This is a genomic window from Rhizobium sp. ZPR4, from assembly GCF_040215725.1.
Taxonomy (GTDB): Bacteria; Pseudomonadota; Alphaproteobacteria; order Rhizobiales; family Rhizobiaceae; genus Rhizobium; species Rhizobium rhizogenes_D.
In genome coordinates this window covers 3,148,092-3,165,807 of the sequence record NZ_CP157967.1, presented here as the reverse complement: position 1 = coordinate 3,165,807, position 17,716 = coordinate 3,148,092, and the positions used below count along the sequence as shown (strand labels likewise).

General features: G+C 53.0%; 12 protein-coding genes. 10 read left to right on the top strand and 2 right to left on the bottom strand.

Features of this window, described 5'->3' with window-relative positions:
* Window positions 1-234 precede the first annotated feature (234 nt).
* The 3 genes from ABOK31_RS15355 to ABOK31_RS15345 all read left to right on the top strand — a co-directional run bounded on the left by ABOK31_RS15355 (window position 235) and on the right by ABOK31_RS15345 (window position 2,582).
* Window positions 235-696 carry a contractile injection system protein, VgrG/Pvc8 family gene (locus ABOK31_RS15355; RefSeq protein WP_349956580.1) on the top strand — a complete coding sequence of 154 codons (462 nt, stop codon included), beginning with the start codon at window positions 235-237 and terminating at the stop codon, window positions 694-696.
* 94 nt (window positions 697-790) lie between these two features.
* Entirely contained in the window at window positions 791-1,498 is a 708-nt protein-coding gene (locus ABOK31_RS15350) for a LuxR family transcriptional regulator (protein WP_349956579.1), read from the top strand.
* A gap of 241 nt (window positions 1,499-1,739) precedes the next feature.
* Complete coding sequence (locus ABOK31_RS15345) at window positions 1,740-2,582, top strand: serine hydrolase (protein ID WP_349956578.1); 843 nt, start codon at window positions 1,740-1,742, stop codon at window positions 2,580-2,582.
* Window positions 2,583-3,028: 446 nt separating this feature from the next.
* Here ABOK31_RS15345 and ABOK31_RS15340 read toward each other — a convergent pair whose 3' ends face one another.
* Both ABOK31_RS15340 and ABOK31_RS15335 read right to left on the bottom strand, forming a co-directional pair.
* The gene (locus tag ABOK31_RS15340) at window positions 3,029-4,261 is read right to left on the bottom strand and encodes a D-alanyl-D-alanine carboxypeptidase (protein ID WP_349956577.1); all 1,233 of its coding nucleotides are present in this window, start codon (window positions 4,259-4,261) and stop codon (window positions 3,029-3,031) included.
* A gap of 522 nt (window positions 4,262-4,783) precedes the next feature.
* Window positions 4,784-9,403 (bottom strand): amino acid adenylation domain-containing protein, encoded by a 4,620-nt coding sequence (locus ABOK31_RS15335; protein WP_349956576.1) that lies wholly within the window; start codon window positions 9,401-9,403, stop codon window positions 4,784-4,786.
* Window positions 9,404-9,576: 173 nt separating this feature from the next.
* On the opposite strand from ABOK31_RS15335, the gene ABOK31_RS15330 reads away from it, so the two are divergent.
* The 7 genes from ABOK31_RS15330 (at window position 9,577) to ABOK31_RS15300 (ending at window position 17,692) form a co-directional block, all read left to right on the top strand.
* The gene (locus tag ABOK31_RS15330; protein ID WP_349956575.1) at window positions 9,577-10,350 is read left to right on the top strand and encodes a TylF/MycF/NovP-related O-methyltransferase; all 774 of its coding nucleotides are present in this window, start codon (window positions 9,577-9,579) and stop codon (window positions 10,348-10,350) included.
* A gap of 146 nt (window positions 10,351-10,496) precedes the next feature.
* Entirely contained in the window at window positions 10,497-11,225 is a 729-nt protein-coding gene (locus tag ABOK31_RS15325) for a GntR family transcriptional regulator (protein ID WP_349956574.1), read from the top strand.
* A complete protein-coding gene (locus tag ABOK31_RS15320; protein WP_349956573.1) occupies window positions 11,191-12,654 on the top strand; it encodes a glycosyltransferase in 1,464 nt (487 codons plus the stop codon). The genes ABOK31_RS15325 and ABOK31_RS15320 overlap by 35 nt, the downstream gene beginning before the upstream one ends.
* Window positions 12,651-13,328: a sulfotransferase family 2 domain-containing protein gene (locus tag ABOK31_RS15315; protein WP_349956572.1), complete on the top strand. Its 678-nt coding sequence runs from the start codon at window positions 12,651-12,653 to the stop codon at window positions 13,326-13,328. Before ABOK31_RS15320 ends, ABOK31_RS15315 begins: the two co-directional genes overlap by 4 nt.
* Before the next feature lie 146 nt (window positions 13,329-13,474).
* Entirely contained in the window at window positions 13,475-15,286 is a 1,812-nt protein-coding gene (locus ABOK31_RS15310) for an ABC transporter ATP-binding protein (RefSeq protein WP_349956571.1), read from the top strand.
* Window positions 15,287-15,423: 137 nt separating this feature from the next.
* On the top strand, window positions 15,424-16,368 hold the full coding sequence (locus ABOK31_RS15305) for an NAD(P)-dependent oxidoreductase (RefSeq protein WP_349956570.1): 945 nt from the start codon (window positions 15,424-15,426) through the stop codon (window positions 16,366-16,368).
* Between the two features lie 55 nt (window positions 16,369-16,423).
* Entirely contained in the window at window positions 16,424-17,692 is a 1,269-nt protein-coding gene (locus ABOK31_RS15300; RefSeq protein WP_349956569.1) for an isopropylmalate/homocitrate/citramalate synthase, read from the top strand.
* Window positions 17,693-17,716: the final 24 nt, after the last annotated feature.

Sequence of the window (17,716 nt, the reverse complement as noted above, 5' to 3'; positions counted from 1 at the left end):
GCTACCCGAGGCGGCAGGCGCCTGAGCGCATAGATATGGATACTATCTCCAGAGTTATAATTCGCGCTTTCATTGCAATCAAGCCGAGCTGTTGACCCACGCAATCTTCGTCCATGCGCCCTTGATTTTCCAATATGCCATCTATCTTTGATTGCGTCGTATGCTTGTAGTACTTGCATCGTAAATCAAGCTTTGCTGATCCTACGTTGTGAAATTCAAGAAGGGCACGCTGCAATGGCGCTTGACGAACTTGATGACACGCTGACGAACGAAGGTTTTTCGCAGGTCGATCGCATTATCCGGATTGAAACGGTTTTGGGAACCGATGTGCTTTTCGCCGAACGCCTCGATTATCAGGCTGGCATCAGCGAATTGTGCGAATTACGGGTGGATGTGCGAGCCAAAGATGGCGAGATCGACCCCAGAAGACTGATCGCAACGCTTACCAACGTGTCGCTGGAAATCGGAGAGGGACAAGGCATGGCCTGGAACGGACTCGTTCAAGGCGTAACCGCCGGGCCACCACTGAGCAGAGGCGGGCGGGCCTATACGCTGATGATCAGGTCGCAACTGTCTCTGCTCAGCCAAAAATCGGCCTGGCGCGCCGGAGCATTCCAACCGTTTCATCGCTTTGCCCGCACGGGTGCCGGCGACACCGCATCGCCCGCCGCAGGAGGAATGTGGTTCCGCTTATAAACAACTTTTGATTGCGTAATTGGCACGATTGCACTGTATTGCCAGCCTTGCATGTACTGGGTCTGCTTCTTCAATGTCCTAATCAGAAGGTACTATGAGAAAACGGCTTCTAGAACTAATCGATAGCGTGGCCGCATCGAAAACTCGCGTCGTATTAGAAAACTCTTTCCGGCAATTTTCGAGTTCTCTAGGCATTGATCTGTTCGCGTTCACGGTTGTAGCACCGCCATATCGTCTCGACGGCGTATCGTCATATCCTAAACCTTGGGTAACGCGATATCTCGCGAAAAACTACATATGCTTTGACCCGGTAGTAAAAATTGCAAGGCTAGCCCAGGCTCCGTTCGAGTGGTCATTTGAATCGCTTTCTTCGACGTCGCAAGAGGAAGCTCAGATCATGCGCGAAGCGGCCGAGTTTGGCATCCGGGCGGGCGTCTCGGTTCCCGTCAAACTTCCTTACGACGCGTTTGGCATGTTAACTCTCGCTGCTGACTCGGCAACTTTTCATCTCGATCTTGAACCATACCTGGGCCTTCTCGCTGTCGCCATCTGTTTAGGAAGTATGGTGTTGAATAGTGAGCGGACAGCACCAATCCTTTCGCAGCCGATCAACCTAACGAAGCGACAGGTGCAATGCCTCATGTGGGCCTCGTATGGCAAAAGCGCGAAGGCCACAGCTGCAATTCTCGGTATTTCAGACAGCGCCGTTGCATTTCATATCAAGAAGGCACGCCAACGACTGCAAGCTCGGACTATCTCCGAAGCTATTCGTACGGCCTATGATATGAAACTCCTACTTTAGGCGGAACTACGCTTGCTTCGCATATTATCCACTGGCAAAATCTCGTTCCTGCCATGGAACATCGCAATGGGGATGCGTCATAGTTAAGAGATATCTACAAGTATCGCTATTTCTGGTTTTGTTTACCGCCTCTGCAACTGCGCGGCCATGGCAAACTGCCGATCCCGCATCTACTGGTTGGTCCGTCGAGAAGCTACAGACGGCACGAGATTATGCGACCAGTCTGAATCCCACCGCGGTCATGGTTGTGCAGAACGGCAGAGCGATCGCCAACTGGGGCGACGTGTCTCGCAAGGTGAATGTGGCGTCCGTCCGTAAAAGTTTGGTCAGTGCGCTCTTTGGTATCGCGGTTTCCGAAGGCCGAATTGATCTCGGCAGCACACTTGCCGATCTCGGTATTGACGACAAACCTCCGGCCCTGACCGAAGCTGAAAAAGAGGCTACGGTGCGCGATCTGCTTATGGCGCGGTCCGGTATCTACCATCCAGCCGCATATGAAACCGGCGATATGCGGCGAAACAGACCGGAACGGGGGAGCCGAGCACCCGGCAAGTTTTGGTTCTACAATAACTGGGATTTCAACGTGCTCGGCACGATCTATCGGCAGCAAACCGGTGAGGATATTTTTGAAAGCTTCGCGCAGCGGATCGCGCAGCCAATAGGCATGCAAGATTTCTCAGCGCACGATGGCACGTATGTATCCGAGCGGCATTCCATTCACCCCGCATATCCGTTTCGCCTCACCGCCAGAGACGCCGCGCGCTTCGGCCAACTCTTTCTCGATGAAGGTCGATGGAATGGTCGGCAAGTCATTCCTGCATCTTGGGTTAGAGCGTCAACCACCGCCTATTCTGCCACAGACCGCGGTAGCATGGGGTATGGATATCTTTGGTGGACGTTGAACCCCGATGTATTCGGCCGCGGTGCGGCCCTGGCGTCCGGTTATGGCGGCCAAGCGATTGCTATCGTGCCGTCAAAACATCTCGTGGTCGTACAGACTGTCGATCCCGCTCAAAACCCGAAGGGGGTGAGGACGAGCCATTTCGTCAAATTGTTGCAAGACCTTGTCGCTGCAGCGCCGTAATGTTCAATTGTACGAATATCAGTCAGGCGGTAAACCGGCAGATCAACGATTTTGTCGTAGCTGTCGCACTGCTGGTTTCGGCAACGCAATCGCGTTTTTTTGTCCGCACCTAGCTATCGAATTGTTCTCGCCCCGGCTCAAAGAACCGCGAGTAAGGAACTCCACGACGACAATTAGGTAGAAGGAAGAGTGCGCACCAAGCATACGAGCGCACTGGAAATGACCTGCCATTGAACTTTCATCCAACGGCGATTAGAGCCCTGGCGGTGGCAGGTCAGAAACCAAAAAGCGTGGTTCTGCAAACTACGCCATTGGTCCGTGTTGTCGGTCAGCCGGAAGCTCTTGCCTAGCAAGCTCAGCGTGGCAAAGGGGTGTTATTGCTATGGGACGGCCCTCGACCAGACAGAAACCTAGGGGATTGACGGCACTCTGTAAACGTCCAGCAGTCAACCTTTGCTGGGCAGCACTAGGCACAAATAGGAACGGCTTTTCAGAGTTTTACAAGCGGACATTGCTGAGGACCTGCTATCGAACCCAGTAAATCTCGCTCGATAGAGCGTCGCAGCGTTGTTGTTGATCTTTTGTGTGTAGGGCGAAATCTCTCTGTATCCCGTAAGAGCCTCTGATTTTGCCTTGGCCAGAAGGCGTTGTGCTGCGGCGTCAGATTCGGACGCGGCGATTTGGATCTCCCAGCCGGAGCGAGCGATTGCGGTCCGGTTTGCCGCGGAGCCTTGAATAGACTTCGTCACCTCATTGCTGACCGAAGCAACTTCGATCGCGCCGGTGCGCTCAGGCGAGATCGGAACATTATCTTTTGGAAGGGATGAGCCTGTTGCGATTGAGACGTCAGCGATTTGTGTCCCGCTGCGGCTCGTTGCGAGGGATATGTTTTTGTCCAGTAGCGCAGCCATTCGATCGTCACGGCTGCGAGCGGTTTTACCACCCAGAACAACTCCGACGACATGCCTCCCTCGGTCGTTCACCGCGCTGACAAGGTTGAAACCGGAAGCGTTGGTGTAGCCGGTTTTAATACCGTCCATGCCCTTATAGCGGTACATCAAATTGTTGTGTCCGGTAATCTTTCGTCCCCGAAACATGAAAGACCGCTCGGAGAAGAGTGCGTACTCCTTGGGATAGTCCCGCATTAATGCGACAGCGAGGGTCGCCATGTCTCGTGCAGTTGTTACCTGCCGCCCGTCAGGCAGGCCCGAGGCGTTGCGGAATGTCGTTCGCGTCATCCCCAGCTGACGAGCCTTGCGCGTCATAATCTCCGCAAATTGTGCTTGTGATCCTCCGAGGTAATCACCCATTGCCTCGGCAGCGTCATTTGCAGACTTAATGATCATACCTAAAACCGCTTCACGCACAGTGAACATTTTGCCGGCGGGAACACCGAGTTTCGTGGGAATGGTGTTGGCGCCGTTTTTAGTCATGGGAATCGCCTGATCCCACGTCAGTCGACTGTCGTGAAGCGCCTCGAATGTCAGATAGAGGGTCATCATCTTTGTAAGAGATGCTGGGTGATTCAACACATCCGCGTTGTGGCTCTCTAAAACTCGACCAGAGTTCACGTCCATTACGAAATCAGCACTCCCTGCACGAGCCGGGGAGCAAACGGCAAATAGCGAGCACAGACTAATGGCTGCTGCTGCAGCCCATGCGTTTACGTATGGCTTCATGATGACATCTCAGAATTGTTTCAAAGCGTTTTAGTGTGGCATTCCAATCACTGGAAGATATTTAGTAAGCTCATCAAACTTTAGATAATTATTCGTAAATTTTTTATAAAACTGAATGTTGCAAGTGAATGGCATTACCCTTGAACAAGGTAACGATTTCGCGCAGCATGAGTAGCCTCTCCCTGTTGGTGTGGCTTTATCGCGAGCATCTAACTCCCATCATCAGTCCTTGGTCGATGTACCGCCTCGGCAACTAGCGATGGCCGTAGCAAATCGGCCTTCGCTTCTGTTCGCTGACGGCCCGTAGGATTTTTGTCCCTGTGGGTCACTCCGGTCGCGGGAAGACCCAGCGCTACGCCGACCTCGCACCTCATTCGGAAGCTGAGCCGACATAAACGAGCCGTCGCCAATGGGCAGCCAACTGGCTTTTAGGCGCACGAGAGCGAGGCGAACAAGGAATGTCTAGAATATTCGGACACGCACCCCACCGATCTGGACATCAAGGGGAATGATACGTGCTCGTCAATCGGCAGCGTGCTGGTCGCGGTGCCATCGGGACGTTTCCATCAAAATTTCCTTGATCGACTTGCTTGGTCGGGAGCAACCTTCGCGGAGGACCATTCTCCACAGGACGTCGGCGCGTTTTGCCTCATCATGAGAAAACCTCCAAGCGTTAAAGCGCAAATTAAAAGAAATCTTGGTCCCAGTATCCACAAACCCTACATTTAACGCTCTCTTCAAATTTGGTGTTCCTGGGTTCGAAAGGCGCTGAGATATGACGCCGTCGAAAGAGGGAAGAGGTTCCGCCGTTTGATAGTTCATGGCAACATCGGCGATTGGTTGTGAGAACACGCCATCGGCACCCGCGATATCGTTATATAGTTGCTCGAAGGGATATTCTTGATGTTCGTAAGCCTGGTTCATCTCCGTTTGAACCTTTGAAACAAGATCCGCGAAGCCGCAAGTGTCCTCGATCCTAACCACTATCGGGATATAATTATAAAGGCGTCCCACAACGGACGAGAGCGAGGGGTTTCGTCGATTTGCGGCGGCAAGGAGAATGACCAGATTGGGCGAATTGCTGAGTTTTTTGATCAAAAGCGCGGTGACGACGAGAAACGCAGCAAGTGGCGTCGCCTGAGCATGTTTCGCGATATCGTGAACAGCATTTCGGGTGCTGCTATCAAGGACGTGATCGAATCTTCGTTCCGGGACTGTTAAGCCTTCAGGAGGCTGTTCTTTCGGAAACTTCGCAAAAGGTAAGCTCGGAAGATTCAGTAATTGCTCCCTCCAGAACTGCCTTTGTCCATTGAGTTCTTCACGGACCTGCGCACTGTTTATCCAGCGAGCATAGTCAATAAATCCAATACTTTGGCTCGACCGAAGCTCTTTTGCCACTCTATCGGCATTGTAAAGCATCGCGAGTTGATCGATCACCAGCCCCATAGACCAGCCATCAATCGCAATGTGATGGAAAACAAGTACCAGGATAACATCGCCGCGGACGGCGCTCAGATATCCGCATCTAAAAGGAGGCCTATTACGCAGATCAAAGGGCTTCGCACAATACTTCTCAATGACAGAAGGTATCTCTTCGTCGCTAATTGGAGAAGGGACGATTGTGTCGAGTTCTACCGGTGGATAGTTGAACGCAGCAATTTTTACCTCATCACCGTGCTCAATAAATCGCAGCCCAAGGCTATCGTTTCGAACCTGAAGCTCGCGAATAGCGGCTCTAAGAGAATCCAGATTCATTTCAGACGAGCATCTGTATATACGCGACAGGTTTTCAGAGACATGATCCCTTAAGACTGCCGCCTGTTTGAATATCCGAGCCTGGCCAGGGGTTGCGTTGCAGTATGGTTCGTCAACACTAGGAACGATCGGGGCTAGAAGACCATTGGCCCCGGAATTGTTCGTTGCCTCCAGAAACTGTGCTAAACGGCCAATTGTTTGTCGTTGGAAGATGATCTCCGCAGAAAGCTGTGTCCCAAAGACTTGCTGAAGTTGTGCGACAAGCTGCATTGCGATGAGTGAGTGACCACCCAGGTCGAAGAAATTGTCATCTAGCCCTACGGGAGTTACTTTCAGTACATTCTGCCATATATCCACGAGCGCCCGCTCGGTATCGGTCCGCGGCGGGACGTGTTCTTTCCGCCCTTGATGCGCAGGATCTGGCAAAGCATTCTTGTCGAGCTTTCCATTGACAGTGAGTGGAAGAGCCTGCAGCAAGACGATGGCTGACGGTATCATATAGTCCGGCAGGATGGTCTGAACAAACGTTCTTAGATCTGCGATATCGAGTTCAACGCCGGCTGCAGGGACAACGTAAGCGACGAGGCGAGACGCCTCGGCGCCGCCATAGACGCGCGCGATAACTGCGGCCTGCTGCACGGAGGGATGACGGGCCAGGGCTGTCTCAACCTCACCCGGTTCGATGCGATACCCGCGGATCTTGACTTGTTGATCGGCCCGGCCGAGGAAGATCAGCTGGCCGTCTTCACGCCAGCGCGCCCGATCTCCCGTTCGATAGAGGCGCTCGCCTGTCCCGAATGGACTCGCGACGAACCGCTCCGCCGTCAGGTCGGGCCGGCCGAGATAGCCGCGTGCGACGCCAGCGCCTCCAATGAAAATCTCACCCGCAACGCCGATCGGCACTTCCTGCATCTCGCCGTCTAAAAGGTACAAGGACAGACCTGAGAGACGCTTGCCGATGGGACTCATATGGCTTACGGCTAGGTCGTCCTTTGTCATCTTTTTAAAGGTCGCATGAACGGTGATTTCGGTAATTCCGTACATGTTGATGAGTTCCGCCTTGTGGCCACAGATATCCCACCAGCGCTCCAGGTCTCGAGGCCACAACGTCTCCCCGCCAAATACGATGTAACGCAACCGATTGGATGTGGAGAAGGTTGGGAACATCTGAAGAGTTTCGCAGACTCTGCGAAAGGCGGATGGGGTTTGACTGAGGATTGTAATTTGCTGGTTTGTAATGAGGCGCAGAAATTCTTGTGGGTCTCTTGTAGTCGCCTTTGGAACAATGACCAGCTTCGCTCCGGTCAGAAGTGCGCCCCACATTTCCCAGACCGAGAAATCGAATGCGAAAGAGTGAAACAGACTCCAGACATCTGAAGAACCGAAGCTCATCTCGGTCGCTACCTCGTCAAGCAGACGCAACACATTCCTGTGGTCGATCGCGACGGCTTTTGGTTTTCCGGTTGAGCCAGACGTATAGATTACATAAGCAGTTGCCGTCGAGGAAACGGGCGGCAGCGTCGGCCACTCTTTTACCGTCCCAGTGTTTTCGGCTCTAGCTGGAATATGGGTCGTTGGCGGGAAGGTCGACTCGAAGCAGAAGTTATTGGGAATGACGACGATCGAGATCGCCGAATTCTCGACTATGTGCGCTATGCGCTCCGGCGGGTGCTCTGGATCGATAGGCACGTAGAACGCCCCTGCCTTGAGGATTCCCAGCATACCGATTGCCGTTTCCACGTTGCGCAGAGCGAGGATTCCAATTGAATCTCCTGATCTTACCCCGGAACGGGTTAAGCGCCGCGCGAGATCATCTGAATAAAGGTCCAGCTGAAAGTAACTCAATTCGTCGTCACCACAGACAACCGCAGTCTTTTCGGCCCATAAGGTCACTTGTGATCGAAAGCGCTCATGAATGGATTCCTCATGCGCAGGGACCCGCAGCGACAGATTTCGCTCGGATAGGATTTCCTTATCTTTGTTTGAGAGAAATGATATTTTTCGGAAAGAGCGTGTGGGGTCGTCGATCGCGTTCTGGAGGAAGTTCTTGAAGTGCTCGACGAACCGTTCGGCGGTGGTGCGCAGGAAAAGGTCAGTCGCAAAGTCGAGCCGACCCTGATAGGTAAAGCCGGTTTTTTCCAGATACATGGCAAGGTCGAATTTGATGAACGGGCGCCGATTGATGGCGAACCACTCAACAGCAAGCCCATGCACAGTCGGAAGCGGTTCGGGCTCGCCCTGGAGCGTAAGGGTGGTCTGCAGCAGAGGTGTGCGCCCGGCCGTCCTCGGCAAGTTCAGAGCCTCGACGATCCTCTCGAACGGGACCTCCTGGTTGGCATATGCTTCAAGCGCAGAGGTCCGGACCCGATCAAGAAGCTCCGTGAATGATGGGGCGTTGCTCAAGTCGACCCGTATCGGCAGAGTGTTGACGAAAAATCCGATGACATTTTCCATCTGTTGGTAGGTGCGCCCGGAGACCGGTGAACCCACGATGATATCGTCTGCTTCAGTCCATCGACTGAGCAAAGCTTGATAGACCGCGAGGAAGACCATGTACGGCGTGACCTTGTGCTCCCGGCAGAAGCGTTCGAATTTCTCCGCAAGTTCGATTGGAAGGTCGAAGCCGACGCTGTCACCTTGGAAAGTTGGTTCCGATGGGATCGGGTAATCTGTTGGAAGCTCGAGCGGCTCCGGCGCATGCGCGAGGTTCTGGCACCAAGACTCAAGTTGATCATCGAGCACATGCGATGAAAGAGCGCGCCGCTGCCAACTCGCATAGTCGCTATATTGGATTTGCAGATCCGGCAGCGTTGGTGGCACCCCACGCTTTAAAGCATCATATGTAAGCAAAAGCTCGCGAGCTAGCAGACCTGCGGACCACCCATCGAAGGCGATGTGATGGATAACCGCCAGAAATATGAATTCCTCTGGCGCTACCTTGATCACGGAAACACGCAAAATCTCCGAGGAAGGCTCCATGCCTTTCGCAAGTTGCCCGTCGATCCACCTGACCAATTCCAGAGTTGTGTCGTGTCGTTCAGAGAAGTCAACGAACCCTACCTCCACCTCATGCTGGCACGCGCTGAGCATGGGCGTCCCGTCGGCAGCCGTCCGCACTAGGGTTCGCAATACCTCGTGGCGAGAGACCACGCCACGCAATGCAGTCTGGAGCAAACCAAGATCGACTTTGCCCACGAACCGAAGTGCGAAGGGGACATTATAGCTGGCACTGGCCGCAGGCTCGATCTGGTTGTACAGCCACAATCGCTCCTGCCCAAAAGAAACTTCCTCTTTCGAAACCTCGCCCCAGACCGGCCCCGAAATTACCGCAGATTTTTGCCGGTTTGCTGCTCGAAGAAAAGTTTCAGCCGCCTCAGAAAGCGCCATTGGTCGATCCCCTTAAACTGTTCATCTGGAGTTGATGATAATCGACGCACCCTCCAAAGAAATAATATCCCGAAATATAAAATAGAAAATTTCCAGTATTCTTGGAAATTATTGTCTATGTTCAGCCTACGGCACTAATGTCTCCCGTTGCAATCATGTTGATAGGACTACGAATGACGCAGCAACACGACGGCTATCGGCGCAAAGCTGAACCTGTGGACCACGAACTAGCAGTCATCATTGACAAGGCCCTTTTTCGTCATCCTACCGAGACCTTCCCGCCAAGCCACGAACGAGAGGTTCGGCCATATGACTATTGGAAGTTCGCTCGCCTCAAAGCGGCCTTCGAAGCAGCCGATTTCATGGAAAAGCATTTTCCTCTCGCCGCCAATTTAATAAACCGTGTCGATTTGCTTCAGCATGCATGTTCGATAGCAAGTTCTACTGGAGACGTTCTGGAGTTCGGGGTTATGGATGGCCGAACTCTCAAGGTCATTTGCGAAAAGCTCCCCCACCATTCCGTTTACGGCTTTGATTCTTTCCTCGGTCTGCCCGAAGATTGGAGGCATGATCGCCGAAAGGGCGAGTTCAGTCGAGGCGGGAGAGTCCCGGATGGCCTGCCGTCGACCGCGACGATCATCCCGGGAATGTTCGCGGAAACGATACCGCCTTACCTCGCGGCAACAGCCTCAAACGATCTCAGTCTGCTCCATATTGACTGTGACTTATATAGTAGCACCCGCGATGTCCTCTTCGGCCTCCGCACCCGGATCGGTCCTGGCACAATCATCGTCTTCGATGAATTCCTGAATTATCCTGGATGGCGCGACCACGAGTACAAGGCACTTTCTGAATTCGTTAGCGAAACTGGAGCCGCTTTCGAATACGTGGCATTCGCGTCGAGCTACCTTTCGGTCGCGATTAGGGTCACAAAGAAGGGATCATAGCCGCCTCACGCCGGAGACGCTGACCGGTATCTGCAGCGAACGGCGTAGCTTGTCGGTTAGCGCTACTCCTCATCTGTAAGACTACTTAAAATGGTAGCTTGTGCCCTGCCTCAGTTTTCGCTTTGTATGTGAGAACATAATGAGGAATGACGCTGTTCAACGGATCGCCGCCATATAGCGAAGAGAGGATTAAAATGCCCCCAGATGCCTCCCATGAAGCAAGATCTAGCGCTGCAATTTACTCGCAGCTGAAAGAGATGGTAGTCAGCTATGCATTTTCGCCGTCGCAGCAACTGCAACCATGGAGCTTGGCCGATGCATTTAAGGTCAGCGCTACGCCGGTGCGAGAAGCTCTCATTCGCTTGAATGCTGAAGGACTGGTAATGACCCATCCGAACAAGGGCTTTTTCATGAAGCCTTTGAATGTCGCGGAAAACTGCGAATTATACGTGCTTCGTTCGCAGTTGGTGAAATGCTCGGTGGAACACATCATTGATCATGCTCAGACTCCGGCACTTAATTGGCTAACTGAAAGTTGGCTATCCCACCTCGAAATAATCCGCGAAGGCGGTGCTTCTGCCCCTTCCAGCCTTGAATTGTTTTTCGAGGACTGTCTTCGCGCCGCAGGTTCAGGAGCTTGCTTCGAAGTTGTCCGTGGCGTCCACGAGAAAACGCGCTATCTCCGGTCGCTATTTATCGAGCAAGAATCGCAAACAGCCGTCTATTTCGAAATTCTCGAAGAGCTTGCGTACACCGTACGCGAGAGGAATAAGCAGGCGGCCGCGGCAAAAATACGTGATGAACTAGAATTTAAACTCAAATGTGTTCCGGGGCTTTGCGATGCAGGACTCATACGAGCCTTTAGGTGCCAATAACCCCCGCCACCGAGCTATCCCAGTCGGCGACGCGGCGCCCGAGCCACGGGCCGTTCGTTCCGAAGCGGAGCCGAAAGCCAAGCGTTTTGTGTTTGTCATCGACCGGTACATCGGCCACCTCAACGGAACTCTGGGTCTCGCCCAGCGCCTTTACGAAGCCGGCAATCAAGTTATCTATATAGTCGCCCCAAGCGCTGCTCATCATTTCCGCGGGCAGCCCTTCGATGTTGTTTCCTTTAAATGGCTGGAGGGCACCAAAAAGCAACGAAGCATCGCCGATGCCTTCTTTCGCCGGGGTATCATTGCCGACCGTCGCAATGCTCGATTGATGGCCATACAGGCTGACATCGCACTTTTCGTGGAGCATAATGCTCCCGACCTCATAGTATTTGACCCGTTCCTTCTGAAATATCTGCCATTCTTCGATAAAACGGGAGCAGAGTGTGTGTCCGTCAGCACCAAGCCGCTGTTGACACGTTCACCGATGACACCTCCCTACACGTCCACGCTAGTGCCTCGAACCGGGAAAGCAGGTCAGCTACGCGTCGCTTTAGCATGGAAGAAACAAGAACTTTCCTATTTTTGGTACTGCCTGAAGGAGTTGGTAAATCATCTGATTTTTGCAGATAATCGTTGGCTCGAAGAGGCGGCTATCGAAAAACTCGCGGGGGGGAAATTTCGCCGCATGGATCGTCCCGTTCGTTTCGATATGCGATACGCCGGCGTGCCCGAAATTGTCCTGCAGGCCAGAGAATTTGATTTCCCAAGGGAACCGGAAAATCTTGGTCCGGCAATTTTTGTGGGACCTTGCGTGCGGCAATCTGCTGACACCTCGGATATCTCCGAATTTATTCCTGAAGGAGATGGTCCCTTGGTTCTCTGCTCGCTTGGAACCGTGCGGCGCGCTTCTCATGCACATATCGTGCCCTTCTACCTCGATGTGATCAAGGCTCTCGGGAACTCAAAATACCGCCTCGTTATCGCGGCGGGTTCTGCGGAAGATGTTGCGGCAATCCAAATGAACGATCATTTGCCGTACGGTAACGTGCGAGTACATCCCTGGATACCACAGCAAGAAATCTTGAAAGCCTGTTCGCTGCTGATCACACACGGCGGCGGAGGATCCCTGAAGGAAGCATTCGCGATCGGAGTACCTGTTTTGGTCTATCCCATGCGCGCCGACCAACCGGGCTGCGCGGCTCGGGTTAAGTTTCATGGCCTAGGCGAAACTTCTAGCCTTAAACGGGCGACACCGCGAAGCATACGACGGGCTGTTGAGGCCCTCTTGCAGAATGAACGCTACAAAGCAAACTGCGAGAAACTTGCCGAAACCTACCGTCGTTACGACGCCGAGCGCACTGCCGTAACTGTTCTTACAAGGCTCGCCACTCCGATGTGCGATCATAACTTCGACGGAGAGAGGATATGACGGGTTCAATTGCGATGCCGTTTAAACGGGTCTACCCAATCAAGCCAGAGCAACGCGTCATTTTTATTCATATCCCGAAGTGTGGAGGAACCTCTGTGCACGACTTTCTGGAGGCATCGGCACCGCTGCGACAAAAGCCGTCGACTGCAGCACAGCTGTCTCAATATTGTGAACACCGCCTACACAAACATATTAAGGCTCGTGATCTTTACGCAATTGTCGGTAGCGACCTTTGGGAAAGCACGGGCCGGCTGGCAGTTGTGCGCAACCCGTGGGACCTGATGGTTTCTAGTTACTGCTGGTGGCTTGAGAAAGCGCATCGTTTTTCGAGCTTACGCAACGACGCGTTTGAAGTCGCTAAATTCGGCGACTTCTCAAGCTTCATCATGTCTGAATATGGGGGCAATCGTATCAACGAATGCGATGGAAATCCGCAGGACTGGTTCATGGACGAGAAAGGGGCGGACATGGTAACAAGTGTCGCTCGGTTTGAAACTCTGGAAGAAGATCTGGCTCTCTTTTGTGAAAAGGCGGAAATTATTCCACAAAAAGCTTTACCTCGGCTAAACTTTACTGTTCGAACTGGCTACCGAGATTACTATAACACTGAAACGCGCAATATAGTAGCCAAGCGGTTCACTTATGTGATCGATCGTTTTGGATATGGGTTCTGATCGTATCTCTCGGCAATAAACTCGAATATATTTACCATTTCACTTTCCACCCCATCCTCGATGTGGCCTAGTATCTCATAATATTCAATCGCCGTGGTGCTAGCCCTGTGAATCTTATCCGGGAATTCATCGATCGACTACAGTTGATGGTCGACATCACGCCAGAGAGCGATGAGGTTTCTCTTCCTCCCGACCTTAAGAGCTTTTACCTTTTTTTTATCCGCCAGACTTGGCGCCCTTTGGCCGCTATACTGTTACTGGGAACCATAACAGCTGTGATCGATACGATGATACCAGCGGCGATAGCCTATTTCATCAGGACATCACTAAACGGCGCAAACCAGTTATCCTCGTATACGATTCCCATCATCGTGTTCTTCGTGGCGTTTCATCCGGCCGTTTCGACGCTGCATCGATTGTTTACGAACCATGCGATTTCAGCAAATCTGCCGACCCTTGTCCGCTGGCAGAGCCACACGCATATCGCTCGGCAACCCATTTCGTTCTTCCACAGCGACCTTTCCGGCCGGCTGGCTAGCCGAGTTTTGCAGACCGGTCCAGCCTTAAGAGATACCATCGTAACTGCGACGACGTCTGTCTGGTATATCGTCGTCTTCGCGGGAAGTTCGTTGTTTATGTTGGCAAACGCCGACTTAGTACTCGCAGTGCCTGTAACGATCTGGATACTGATTTATACGAGCCTTCTGGCCTGCTTCCTCCCTCGTCTGAAACAACAATCGCGAGAGATGTCAAAAATGAGGTCGTCTGTTACGGCGAGGCTTGTTGACACCTACGCGAACATCCAGACCATAAAGCTGTATTCTGGAGCGGGTGCTGAGAATGATTTTATCCGGGAGGGGCTCCGTGAGCACAACCAGACCTATCAAGCACTGCTCGCGCAGAATAGCATATTTAGCAGTCTGTTGGCATTTCTAAATGGCGCGCTGATAGGCAGCACATTGGGTCTATCGTTATGGCTCGCTGGCAAAGGCGAGGTGGAGCCCAGTCAGTTTGCGCTAATCATCCCACTCGTGTGGCATATCGCTAGTGCTTCTGTGAACGTCACTCAACAGCTGTCGTCGATTTTTGAGAACATTGGTGTTGTTCAAGAAGGCATCCGATCCATAGCGCGACCCATTCCCCCCGAGAACAAAAACACGCAAACCCCGTTGGATTTAACAGACACATCGATCAAATTCGATCGAGTCTCCTTCCGCTACCCTTCTTCTGACTCATCAGTAGAAGACATAACATTTGTAGTGCCCGAAGGTAGGCGCCTGGCAATCGTTGGCCCATCAGGAGCCGGGAAATCCACCATTATAAATCTCCTGCTCCGCCTACATAAAGCTGACTCTGGTTCAATTACTATCGGCGACCGATCAATTGCCAACGTCACCAACAGTAGCCTACGTTCCACGATGGCAGTTGTGTCGCAGGAAACTGCCATTCTAAGTCGATCAGTTCTGGATAACATTCGGTTCGGAAAGCCCGGCGCGAGCCTCGCCGAGGTTCAGAACGCCGCGAGCCTTGCCGGTGCTTGCGAATTCATTGAGGAGCTACGGGATAATCAGGGGAGATGCGGCTATAACGCCCATATCGGCGAACGCGGAGTGAAGCTTTCCGGCGGACAGAGACAGCGGCTCGCGCTTGCCAGAGCGTTGCTGAAGGACGCGCCGATCCTTATTCTGGATGAGGCTACGTCGAGCTTGGATGTGTTGTCTGAAGCTGGGCTGCGCAAAAAGCTGGAAAACCACCTGCAGGGAAAGTCGGTCATCGCCATAGCCCACAGAATAGAGACAATAGTCGGCTACGATGAAATTCTTGTTCTAAAGGACGGTCGCATTGTAGAACGCGGCGCGCATGCTGATCTGCTGGCCCATCAGGGGACATACCACGCGATGTGGATTGAGCAAAGTGGCCGCAGGGCGGGGTCGGACCTAATTGTCTCTTCTGAATAGGGCATATAGGGACATAATTTTTCGGAATATATTCAGAAATATTCCGGCCCTGTCACTTAACAAGAAACACAACTGAACTCTATTGTAGGTTCACTTCGTATTATTGTGTCAAAAATTCCACCCTGAAAGAAGATGTAATGTCTTGTTCGGCAGCAAACGGATTGAACATCGGAATCGTTGGAGCAGGAAAAATGGGCGCGCCAATCGCCCAACGACTGGCAGACGGCGGCTACAATGTCACGATCTGTGATAGAGATCCGACTGCCACTGAGTCATTAAAGAAGGCCGGGTTCCGAGCCTTATCTAGCGCACGCGATCTAGCTGCACGTTGTGAAATCATACTAGGATGCGTGAGTGGCCCTGGTTCTTACTGGAGCGTGACCGGTGGTCCAGACGGTATTTTGCACGGCGATCGTGTGCACACATACATCAACGTCGGGACGACCGGCCCCGAGTTGGCCGCCAAAATAGAAGAGACGCTCGCTGAGCGAGAGATCCAAACGTTGGATGCGCCTGTGACCGGCGGGCCGCGACGAGCTCATCGTGGCGAGCTCGCGGCAATGGTGAGTGGCCCTTCTGCGCTCGCGGAGAGCCTGAGACCCATCCTCAAATCCTACGCATCCAAGATCGTTTACGTTGGCGATGCCGTCGGCCAAGCCCAATATCTGAAGGTGGCCAATAATCTTATTACCGCCGGTAATCTGGTGATAGCTCTTGAAGCCCTGACGCTCGCCAGCAAAGTCGGTATCTCGCCCGGTGTATTCCTTGAGGTAATCAACGCTGGATCCGCAGCGAGTGATGTCACCCTCGTCAAACTTCCCAACCATGTTCTCACGAGAACGTTCGACTTCGGCGCCAGCCTTGCACTGGTCGACCATGATGTGTCGGCCTGCCTCGCCGCCGCAGAAAGCGCGGGGGTCGAAATGGCGGTGGGACACGCCATACAAGCTATCTACCGCGAGGCGATCGCCAGCAGCGGTCCTTTGGCAGACCTGACGATCGTAGCGAAATTTTTGGAAGAACGGGTCGGCGCCGGTCTTTGCAACGAGGAGTCGCCTGGCGGTTGGGACGTGGTTCCTTAGACCTGTTCGGCGTTTGAGGACATTAAATTCTATCGCCGTTCAAATGGAGGGCAGCATGTCTGATTTGATCCGGGAAAGCGCTCAACGGAGCCATGTGATCATTCATGAGGAGATAGCGCGCGACGGAGCTCAGGGCAAGACTCTCCTGAACGGGGATCAGCGAGTGCAGATCGCAAGACGACAATCCGCTTTGTTTGGCACCGCGGCTATGCACCATCTAGTGTTCAATGCTGGTTTCCCGAGCGCAGGCAAAGAGGAGTTCCGCGCAACCCGCCAGGTCGCGGAGGAGGTTGAAGAATGCTACATTGGTGCCGCCGGGCGCGCTATCCGCGAGGATATAGATCTTCTCTTATCAGCAGTCGATGGGGCGAAGTTTCCTCGAATATTTATAGCCGTTCCAGCTTCCGACCGAATGGCTCAGACTATGATGCATTGCGACGGAGCACAGGCAGCAAGATCAGCCGTCGATATGGTGCGCTATGCTAAAGACAAGCGGCCCGAGCTTTGCGTCGACGTAGCACTTGCGGATGCCTGTCGTAGCGACCCAGGTCGCGTTGCCGATACTGCTGTGGCGTTGACTGGAGCAGGCATGTCCATGGCTATAGTGTGTGATACCGTTGGTTCCTTGTATCCATCAGAAAGTAGAGCTTACTATCGTGACCTTGTCGGAAGTGCTGGCAGCGAAGTAGGTTTTGTGGCGCACATGCACAATGACCTCGGCTTTGGGCTTGTGAACACGCTCGAAGCCCTCTCTGCTGGCGTTTACGGTCTTACAAGCTCGTGGCTCTCTCTTGGAGAAAGAGCAGGGATGGCGGCCACCGAACAATTGCTATTCATCCTCGGGTTTCAACCTGAGGCTTTTGCTGAGAGGTTTGGAGTTCGAGCGCCTTTGTGGCGCCAGGAAATTAACCTAAAAATGCTCCCGTCTTTGGCTCGGTATGTGAGCGACGTTTCCGGGAGGCCTCTAGGAGCGACCGACCCAATTGTAGGCACAGGCGTGAACTCGATCTCGACTGGAACGCCATTCACGAATCCAGAGTTGTTTCAACCGTTCAATCCGCAAACGGTTCTCGGTATCCCGCCACAAGTCCATCTTACTGCCCTTGCAAGCAAACGTGTTGTTGCGGCCGTGGCGTCGGAGCTCGGGTTCTCGCTGAGTGATGACGAAATTTCATCGTCACTAAACTGGGTAAAGGCTGAAGCTTTTAGTCGCGGATCAGGAGTGTTGGGAAAGGAAGATTTCCAAGCATATCTGCACGAACAGGGGTTCGGAAGAGGCACAGAGCAGAACGACTTAAAAGAGCGAAAAGTACTGTTCGCCTGATCGGAGAACTGTGTTGTCTGAGAC